Here is a 9223-nt window from a genome sequence, read left to right as displayed (position 1 = left end):
GGCCCGCCGGGCTGGACTGCGGGTGCTAGCGGATTTCGTATGTTCCGTCCAGCCGGGCGCGGCCGAGGACGTGGCCTTTGATGGCGGCGAGCGTGTCTTCGAGGGTGAAGCTGGCTGGCAGGCCGGTGGCCTGGTCGAGGGCGAAGAGCTGGAAGACGTATGTGTGGGGGCCGTGTGAGCGGGGCGGCAGGGGGCCGGCCCAGCCGCGCTTGCCCATCGCGCCCTTCCCGTGCCGGATGCCAGGGACGGGGCTGGGGTTGGTGAGGGCGTTTTCGGGGATGCCGCTGCCGGAGGGGTCGATGCCCAGCGTGAGCGCGTGGGTGGCCGGCTTCCCGAACGGGACGTCGGGGTCTTGCACGATCAGCACGAGCTCGGCGGTGCCGAGCGGCGGCTGTGTCCAGTTGAGCGCGGGTGAGATGTTCGCTCCGAACAGCCTGCCGCGGTGTTTTTCCGGGATGGGCGCCCCGTGGCCGAAGGCGGGGCTGGTCAGGGCGAAGTTCTCCGGGGCCTGCAGGCCGGGGCGGGCCCAGGCGAGGGTGTGCTGCCCGGCGCGCCGGCCGCGCAGTGCGAGCCCGATAGGATTTGCGGGCATTATTCTGGCTCCTTCCGTTGCGGGTGTGGCGGCTGTGCGCCTGGGGCTGCGGTCAGCGCGTGGCGCGGTCAGTGCTGGCGGCCCGGAGCCGGGTGAGGATCTCGTCGAGCCGGGCGAGGTCCTCGGAGTCCAGGCGGGCCAGTTCGGCGGGCGGCTCGGCGAGGATCGCCTGGGCGCGCCGGGCCGTGTCGTGCCCGGCCTCAGTGAGGTGCACGAGCTTGCGGCGGTTGTCGTCGGGGTGGGCGGTGCGGTGGACCAGGCCTCGCGCTTCGAGCTGGTTGACGCCGGCGGTCGCGGCTGGCGGATCGACGTCAACGGCGAGTGCGATTTCCCGCAGGGTCATCGGGCCGCCGGTCAGCTTGATCAGCACCTCGGCCTTGCCGGGCCCGAGGTCGAGGGCGGCGCGGAGGGCACGCCTGCGGTCCTGCCCGGTGACGTACTCGTGCATGGCGGTCCACACCCGGGATGCGGTGCCCGGTGGCGCGGGCGGCGGGGCAGTCACCGGGCTCCTTCGGGGGCGGGACCCGTGACAGCAGCCAGGCGCGCGCCGTTTCGCTCGGCGGTGGCCAGCGCCCAGCATCCGGTCGAGACGATGCCACCCGCGATGACCATGACTCCGCAGCCGGCGACTACCGCCCACGCCGCGTGGCTGGCAGCCGCGATGCCGGCCGAGCTGGAGGCGATGATCGCGCCGGTGACCGCGACCCCGACGGCCGCGCCGGTCTGCCGGCAGGTGGAGGCGATCGCTCCCGCGACGCCGGCCTGGTCCCGGGGCATGCCCGACAGCGCGGTGTTGGTGATCGGGGCGCTGACCAGGCCCGCTCCCGCGCCGTAGACGAGGTAGGCGACGATCAGGTACCACACTGGGGTGTGCGCGGTCAGTCCGGCCAGCAGGACCGCGCCCGCGGCGATCAGCGCGCCGGACGCGACCAGCGAGAACTTCGGCCCGCGGCTGGCCACCAGCCGGCCCGAGACGACGGAGAGCACTCCGAGCGTCACGGCCATCGGGATCGTCAGCAGCCCGGCGTGCAGCGCGCTGTAGCCGCGGACGTCCTGCAGATACAGCGTGTTGAGGAACAGGAAGCCGCCCAGGGTCGCGAGCGCGGCCACCCCGATCAGCGCCGCGCCCGAGAACGGCGCGCTGCGGAAGTACCGCATGTCGACCAGCGGCTCACGCCGCCGGGACTCGATCAGGACCAGCGCCGCCGCCGCGAGCACGGCCGCCGCGAACAGCACGGTAATCGGCGCCGAGCCCCACCCGGTCCGCGGCCCCTCGATGATTCCCGCGGTCAGGCAGCCCAGCAAGACGATGACCGTCACCTGGCCGGGAAGGTCAAGCCGCCGGGGATGCCCGGCCCGCGACTCGGGCACGAACCGCTGCGTGAGCGCGATCGCGGCCAGGCCGACGGGGACGTTGATCCAGAAGATCGAGCGCCATCCGATCGCGCTGACCAGCAGGCCGCCGAGCACCGGGCCGCTGGCGAGGCTGAGCCCGGCGACCGATCCCCACAGGCCGATCGCCTTCGCGCGCCCGGCGCGGTCGGTGAACGTGCCAGCGGTGATCGACATCGCCACCGGGTTGAGCATCGACCCGCCGACGGCCTGCAGCCCGCGGAAGGCTATCAGCCACCCCAGCGACGGAGCCAGGCTGCAGGCCAGCGACCCCGCCGAGAACAGGGCCAGCCCGGCCTGGAAGACGCGGCGGCGGCCAAAGCGGTCCGCGAGCGAGCCCGACAGCATCAGCAGGCACGCGATAACGAGCGTATAGGCGTCGATCGTCCACTGCAGGCCGCTCACCGACGCATGCAGTGCCCTCTGGATCGACGGCAAGGCGACGTTGACGATCGTGGTGTCGAGGCCAGCCATGAACACGCTCAGGCAGCATGTGAACAGCACCACGGAACGGCGCCGAGCGCCAGGATCAGAACGAGCAAGAGAACTCACCGCCGTCATAACCATTGTTGTATCATAACCATTGTTGTGATACAACAATGAAGGCGCCCGGAGCTACTGTGCGCCACAGGCACGCATGCGCCGTGATCACACGCCTAGGCCCCGCTCAGAATCGAGAGGGCAGAGCCGGCCGCTGATGGCGGTGCGCGCCCGGGCCTGTGCAAGTACTAGCAGGCATGGAGAAGGTACGTGCGAGGCCTACGGCACGAGCGTGGGCCAACGCCGGAGCTCGAACCATGCCATCGCCTGCCCGCAGGCTTTGCGCGTTACCCCGCCGGTGTCAGCCGGACCGCTAGCGCATTCACCAACTGATCCCCCGCGTTGGTTCGCCGCGACGGTGTTCCCGCGCCGGCCCTGTGCTCGCTCGCTCTTCACTGGCCTGCCGCCAGGGAAGCTAACCGTGCAGCAGGCGGACGCAGCGAAGTGCACGCGCAGCCCGCCGCGAACGCCGAGCCGCGCACGGGGCCCATCGCAGACCCCATCCGTGGCTCGTCCGTACCTGCCGCCGTCCGTGGCCGTCCGTGAAACAGCCGACGGTGCGCACCGACCGTCCCAGCGCCCCCAAGCCCGTCCGCTATGCGTCCGTGGACACCGCAACGCAACGGTCTACAGCGCTACAAGGTGACACACGCCGGGACACAGAAGAAACGCCTCGCCAGCGGGAGAATGCGCAGCTAGCGGGGCGTTTCTCGCAGGTGGTGGCAGGTCCGGGGGTCGAACCTGGGTAGCCGAAGCCGACGGTTTTACAGTCCATGCCCGCTGTGGCTGACGCATGCGATGTGACCTGCGTCGATGTGACGCGTCTCCTCCGGCGACCTGTGCTCATCCCGCGCATATCCCATGTACTCGTCGTCCTGGCGTTCGTCGTCCCCTGCTTTGGCGGGAACGCGCCACTCCTTCCCAGCGGGTTCATCCTCTCGCCGTCGGCCACCCTGCGGGTAGCAGGCTTGGCCTGTAGGTTGGCTGGAATGAACCCTTCAAGCCGAAGCCGAGGACGTCAGCGACTTCGGCTATACGTGAAAGGCCAGCATGCTTAGTAACAGCCGTCAAGCCTCCGCGTCCCGAAAGAGGCGCGGAGAGCTTCTGCGCGCCTCCGAAGAAGCGCCGCCTAATAGGCGCTCCAGTTATCTGGAACTTGCCGAGGAAATCGGACGAGAGCTGGAAGAGTACGAGGCGATATCCAGCGGGGCGGTGAATCTATTCAGCGTTCAGGAAATCGATGATCTTGGAGAGGTTCTCGTTAGGGCACGCTTGGACGGTCACCACCAGTTACCCAGCTGAAGCTGGGTGCAATTCCCGCCGGACACGCGGTGCCTGGTGAGTTGCGACCAACAGTCGGCAACGTGAACAACTTCTACAACATTTGCATAAAGCTCTTGCGCGCGTCTCGACAACGGTAGCATCTCAACCCACGGTGGCCAGAAACGCAGAGTCACCGCTCGGGTACGGAGCTTGATCGCATTTGTTGAGAAGTGGCCGATCAAAAAAGAGGACCCACGCAAATGTCCCGTGACAAGACGACGCACCGACGTAGCCGGCCCAATGCTGGTGGGGCAAGCCGCAGACGCCCCCGGCATTTCATCCCACCGTGGCTGCAAGTCGCGGTCGGCCTGTTCGTCGCCGCCCTCCTGGTGCTAGGCCTCCTGCGCTGGACCGCTGCCCCGGCCGCGCTGTCCTCGGTCAGCCTGGTCAAGCAGGTCCAGGTCGAACAGACCGGCCGCGCCATGGTGTTCACGGGTATCGATGCGCGCATTCCAACAACCGTGGCGCCGAAAGGACTCGCCAAAGGCGACGCCGTGATCAGTTACCTGGAGTCTCCCTCCAAGTCTCAGATCACCTGTTCGTCGCCATCGTCCAGGATCCTCGACGTGACTCACGGCTCAACCCGTCTCGTGGCGTGCCTCAGCGTCATCGGCAAAGCCGTGCCCGCCGCGTTCAAGGCGACGGTTACACCGCGCAACCAGGTGACGATGGTCACCCTCGGTTTCTCCGGCGTCGACCCGCGCAATCCGGTCGGCGGCATCGCCACGTCACCGTCGGGAACAGCGCCGCAGCTGATGATCAACGTTCCCACTGACGACGTGATCTACGGAGAGGGTTCGAGCGCTCATCTGGCCGCCGCGGTCCCGTACAGCGGAGCGACGCTGGCGGCAAGCCTCAACGACGCCTTCACGTCTCAGGTGGCAGCGGCAACCCGTGTGGTACGCATACGTGGCTTCGCTACTCCGGTGTCCTGGAGGATCACCCCGACCTCAGGGCAGCCGGTCACCGCCGCAGTGGCATTGCGGGTGGCGCCTGCGACGACCCCCGCTCCCTCGCCCTCGCCCTCGGCGACCCCGCCCTCGGCGACCGCGACCTCGACCTCGACCACACCCAGCCCCACGCCTACGCCGACCCCCACTTCCACAACTCCCAGCCCCACGCCCACGCCTACCCCGACTTCCACAACTCCCAGCCCCACGCCGCGGACGAGCACTACCCCTTCGCCTGCCCCTTCATCGCCTGCCCCTTCGTCGTCATCAGTTGCCTTCGTTCAGGCCGACGACACAGGCACCATTAACGGGAACACCACGAGCATCGGTAGTGGCCAGTCCAACCAAGTGCTCGCTCACGACACCGGGATCGGCCATTCTGTCGTTCTCATGATCCAGACCCTGACCAACCCCGGCACCGAGACGGACACCGTCACCAGCGTCTCCTCAGGGATGGGCACCTTCCATTTCGTCAACTCGTACAACGATGGTGCTGACTTCGAGATATGGGTCTGCATGGACACGACCGGCGCAGCCGACACGGTCACGGTCACCACGCCGACCAATGCCTGGGACGCCTTCGCCGTGGAGTTCAACGCTCCCGCCACTGGCTACGTGAATGGTGGTGGCCAGGTCTTTGATCCGCCCTACCTCGGTGATCAGAGCTGGACCGTTTCACCAGAAGCGGCCGGAAACGTCGCGGTTGTCGGAGTTGACACCGCCGATGCCTACAACACTGGTCCTGCGGCACCCTGGACGTACTACAACTCGGGGTATTGGTCGTTCTTCAACGGGACCTCGGCGGCCTGGCAGGTGGCTCCGTCGTCGGCTCCTCTCACCGCTACCTGGCAGACAGTCGGGGGAGAGAGCAGCTCTCAGGGTGTGGTGCTTGAGTATTAGGAGGCAGCCACATGAGAATGTGTCCCGCATCAAGCTGAGCCTGAGATTCGTACCGATTCCGGACAGAAAACCGGACAGAAGCCGTGACAGAGGACAACCAAACCCCGAACCCTGACATAGGTTCGGGGTCATTCCGATGTCCTGCGACATCACATTGGTGGAACCGGCAGGATTCGAACCCGCGACCGACGCTTCGACAAAACGCTGCTCTATCCGCTGAGCTAGGGTTAAGCCAAGGATACCCGGCAACAGGGTGAACGCGCGATTCTCTCGTCAACCTAGCCTTGACAGACGCGAAGACTACGGCCAGCGAGTCTGCCCCGTCCAACCTGATAGGTGCCAATGGGTTTGCCGTGGGAGCGTACGGTCTAGGGCGGCGCGGTTTGTGCGCCGTCGCAGACGCGACCAACGGGAGCGTCCTAGACGGCGTGCTTTCACGGCGAAAGAATCGTTGGCACCGTTGGACGGGTCACCCGCACTGATCAGCTAAGCGTGGTGCCCGTGACCTGCGTTACGGCGAGCAACCATTGGCCCACCGGAAGCGGGGACAGCCGCCGCGCGTCGGCCGCCCCGCCCGGCACCGCCCCCGCGCGAGAGGGCGGGGCACAGCCGACGCCCCGGGCGCGGACCTTCCCCCGCCCATTCCCCGCTGAGGCCCTGGCCCTGGTGGTCATGCTCGCCCTTCATCACGCTCTCAGTCTCCGGCACTTCGCGTCTTCAGCTCTCGATCCATTCGCGCGGGCTCGGCCCGCGCCTGGCGGGAGCCGCAGGCGAGCGCCCTTGAAGCCATCGGGCGCGCGTTTTTCGGGGACGCTTTTGCTCTTGAGCACGCTGGGCAGGGAAGCTCGACTACGACGCCGGTCGGCTCACCGGTTCCGCCTAGGCTGACGACCTTCCCCGCGCCGAAGCAGACGCGGCAGACGGCGAGCGTCCGCGCAGCTGATTCCTCCCACACCGGTCGTGCTGCTGGATGAGGCTCGTCGTGTTGCCCGGCGGGTTCGTTGTCGTCACCAACGTAACCGTGACCGCGGCAGAACGGGCATGCCATGCGGAGCGGGCCGATGACCTGCTGGCCATTTCCGCCGCATTCTGGGCACTGGAGTGGGTCAGTCAACGCGCGATGCCTGTCCCGTTGCACGCCGGGCACTTGACCCATTGCCGGTTCTCGAACTTCTCACCGTTGCCAGTCTCCCACCATCCGCCCTGGCCGTTGCAGGCCGGGCAGGGCTGCTTTTTCGGCGGGTCGTTCTTGGCCATGACTTTGATCCTCGTGCTCGGGTTACTCAGAGTGTGACTCCGAACCGCTCGGCCATGTCGCGCAGTTCGGGTCTGGGCCGCGTGCCCGAGAGCTGGATGAGGTCACGGGTCACGGCACGGGCGATGCGGTGTGTGCGGGTCTGCTCTGGTGTGAGCTGCTCAGCTTCCTCAAGGCAGCGCAGGGCCCGGCTCTACGATCTGCGGCACGCTGCCGTCTCCCTCTGGCGCAACGCCGGGGTACCCGCGACTCAGGTCGCTGAACGTGCCGGGCACAGCGTCGACGTCCTGCTTCGCGTCTATGCGAAGTGCATCGACGGCGGCGACAAAGTAGCCAATATGCGCATCGACACCGCTTTGCGGGAGTTCTGATGACGCCCTCGGAGTCCTGGCTCCAGCGCGATCCATCCCACGCATATCCCACGGCTACCGGCATCTGGCCGCCCCTGGTGGCATCTGGCTGCATAGGCCGGGAAGGCCCAGGGGTGCGACACCCCCTGAGCTGGTGTTTTGTGTGGTGGCAGGTCCAGGGTTCGAACCTGGGTAGGCGAAGCCAACGGTTTTACAGCCCTATCCTCCTATCCGAGGCTTATGCCGCTAACCTGTGGTTATGCGTTCCGAGGCGGGATTTGGGACGGCCGCCGTCCGCTATGCGCCCGTGGGCGCCGGGTTTCGGGGTGCGCGCGGTCCACGGACGGGCAGGGACTAGTTTACGGACGGGGGCGGAAAGGCCACGGACGGGGCCGGTGGGAGCGGTTATGCCGACCTTCAGACTAGATTCCGGCCTCGGCCAAGTCACGTTACGCCCGTTGATAGGTGGTTTTCCGGCCTCGTCCCCCATGCTGCCGGACGAGTCCCTGGTCCCGAAGGGCACGCAGACTCCGGCGAACGGTGTCGGCGGACAGCTGGGTCTGAGCGGCGAGTTCCGAGGCCGTGCGCGGCGCGCTCGCCAGGAGGTCGTATATCAACTGGTCGCGGCCTGACAGGACAGGTACCGCGGTTGCCGTTGGCGGCGCTGGCTGCGACTGCTGCCTCAGCAGGGCCGTGAACCGGATACCGGAATCGAAGTACCGGGCAGGTGGGAGCCCCGCTTCCCTCACAGCCTCCGTGACCAGAGGGATGCCGGTAGCGAGGGCTTCAACGGCTCGCGCGCCTGTTGCGGCTGAGTAGACGTGCTGGCAGATTTCTACCAGCTGACGGTTGCGAGGCGAGGTGACCGGATCGCGTCCCAGCCGCTCGACGTTGATCCCGTACAGGCCACCGGGGTTGGCGATGACGAGCCGGTCGCGGCGGAGTCTGACCTCGATGGCGAGCCCGGCCGACCATGCATCCAGGTCACGGTGGATGAGCGCGTTCGCGATCAGTTCCCGGAAGGCGACAAGCGGGTAGGCGTAGCGGTCGTGCACGCTGCCGTCCGCCTCGGTGACGATGAAGGTGTCGAAGGTGCGGCGGGCCCACTCCAGCGCCTGGTCGAGCATGTGAGGAATGGGGCCCGCAATCTTGGCCTGGTTGCGGGCACGGGCCCCGGCAGGAGCGCCTTGGAGCGGCTCGGCGGCGGCCTGGATGACGAACCGGGGAAAGAACTGCTGCGGGTACAGGCCCAAGGCCAGGATGCCGGCGACCGTCGGCACGTTGTCTGCGGTAATGACGCACGCGCGACGAAGGAGTTCCATCTGGTCCTCGAACTTTCCCAGTCCCTGCGGCTCGCTGCGCCTCACGCTCTGCACGTAGCTGCCCACCAGTTCAGGGTCGAGGTCGGAGAAGACAGCCCCCTCGACGGGAGCGCGATCGAATATCGGCGGCCTGCGCGCCGCGATGAACGCCTGCTCTTCCAGGTGCGAGAGCTGGAAGTCGCCGTCGTAACCCCGCAGGTATGCCTTGCCGCTCGACGCTACGCGGCACGGCTTAGCCGAGGGGTCGCACTCGTGTACCAGCGCCACGATCACTGGAGCGCCGTCGACTGTCCCGTCGCCGATATCAACGACCACTGGCGGCTCGAACCCCCGAGCCCTGCCCGCCAGGCCCTGCTTGAGCGCCTGCCGATTAGCCAGCGGCACCGGCCGGAAGCCGCTCTGCTCGTCCAAGCCCAAGATAATGGTGCCACCGCCAGGCAGGTTGGCCAGCGCGCTTAGCGATGGCGTGAGACTGTCCGGCAGGCCCCCGCCAGCAGCCTTGACCTCAACGTTCATTGAGTCGCCGCCGGCACGCCGAAGTTCATCGACGAGCAAGGAGAGATCTCTAGCCATGCGGCAAACCGTATCGCAAATGTGCA

General features: G+C 67.3%; 6 protein-coding genes and 1 pseudogene. 3 read left to right on the top strand and 4 right to left on the bottom strand.

Annotation, left to right across the window (positions count from 1 at the left end; translation table 11 throughout):
* Positions 1-25: 25 nt before the first annotated feature.
* From Q1N79_RS17080 to Q1N79_RS17070, 3 genes are read right to left on the bottom strand one after another with little or no spacing between them, the layout of a single operon-like run.
* Positions 26-592 carry a YbhB/YbcL family Raf kinase inhibitor-like protein gene (locus tag Q1N79_RS17080; protein ID WP_300610070.1) on the bottom strand — a complete coding sequence of 189 codons (567 nt, stop codon included), beginning with the start codon at positions 590-592 and terminating at the stop codon, positions 26-28.
* 52 nt (positions 593-644) lie between these two features.
* The gene (locus Q1N79_RS17075; RefSeq protein ID WP_300610069.1) at positions 645-1094 is read right to left on the bottom strand and encodes a MarR family transcriptional regulator; all 450 of its coding nucleotides are present in this window, start codon (positions 1092-1094) and stop codon (positions 645-647) included.
* The gene (locus Q1N79_RS17070; protein ID WP_300610071.1) at positions 1091-2545 is read right to left on the bottom strand and encodes an MFS transporter; all 1455 of its coding nucleotides are present in this window, start codon (positions 2543-2545) and stop codon (positions 1091-1093) included. The genes Q1N79_RS17075 and Q1N79_RS17070 overlap by 4 nt, the downstream gene beginning before the upstream one ends.
* Before the next feature lie 1502 nt (positions 2546-4047).
* Here Q1N79_RS17070 and Q1N79_RS17065 point away from each other — a divergent pair.
* From Q1N79_RS17065 to Q1N79_RS17055, 3 genes and pseudogenes are all read left to right on the top strand, one after another.
* On the top strand, positions 4048-5697 hold the full coding sequence (locus Q1N79_RS17065; RefSeq protein WP_300610068.1) for a hypothetical protein: 1650 nt from the start codon (positions 4048-4050) through the stop codon (positions 5695-5697).
* Positions 5698-6667: 970 nt separating this feature from the next.
* Complete coding sequence (locus Q1N79_RS17060) at positions 6668-6991, top strand: hypothetical protein (protein ID WP_300610067.1); 324 nt, start codon at positions 6668-6670, stop codon at positions 6989-6991.
* A gap of 146 nt (positions 6992-7137) precedes the next feature.
* A pseudogene (locus Q1N79_RS17055) lies at positions 7138-7323 on the top strand (site-specific integrase); the annotation flags it as partial.
* Between the two features lie 428 nt (positions 7324-7751).
* Here Q1N79_RS17055 and Q1N79_RS17050 read toward each other — a convergent pair.
* Positions 7752-9223, bottom strand: a 1472-nt coding sequence (locus Q1N79_RS17050; RefSeq protein ID WP_300610066.1) for an ATP-binding protein, incomplete at its 5' end; no start/stop codon positions are given.

The organism is Trebonia sp. (assembly GCF_030042015.1).
Classification (GTDB): Bacteria; Actinomycetota; Actinomycetes; order Streptosporangiales; family Streptosporangiaceae; genus Trebonia.
The sequence above is the reverse complement of the archived record's forward strand: the minus strand, read 5'-3'. Positions and strand labels throughout refer to the sequence as shown.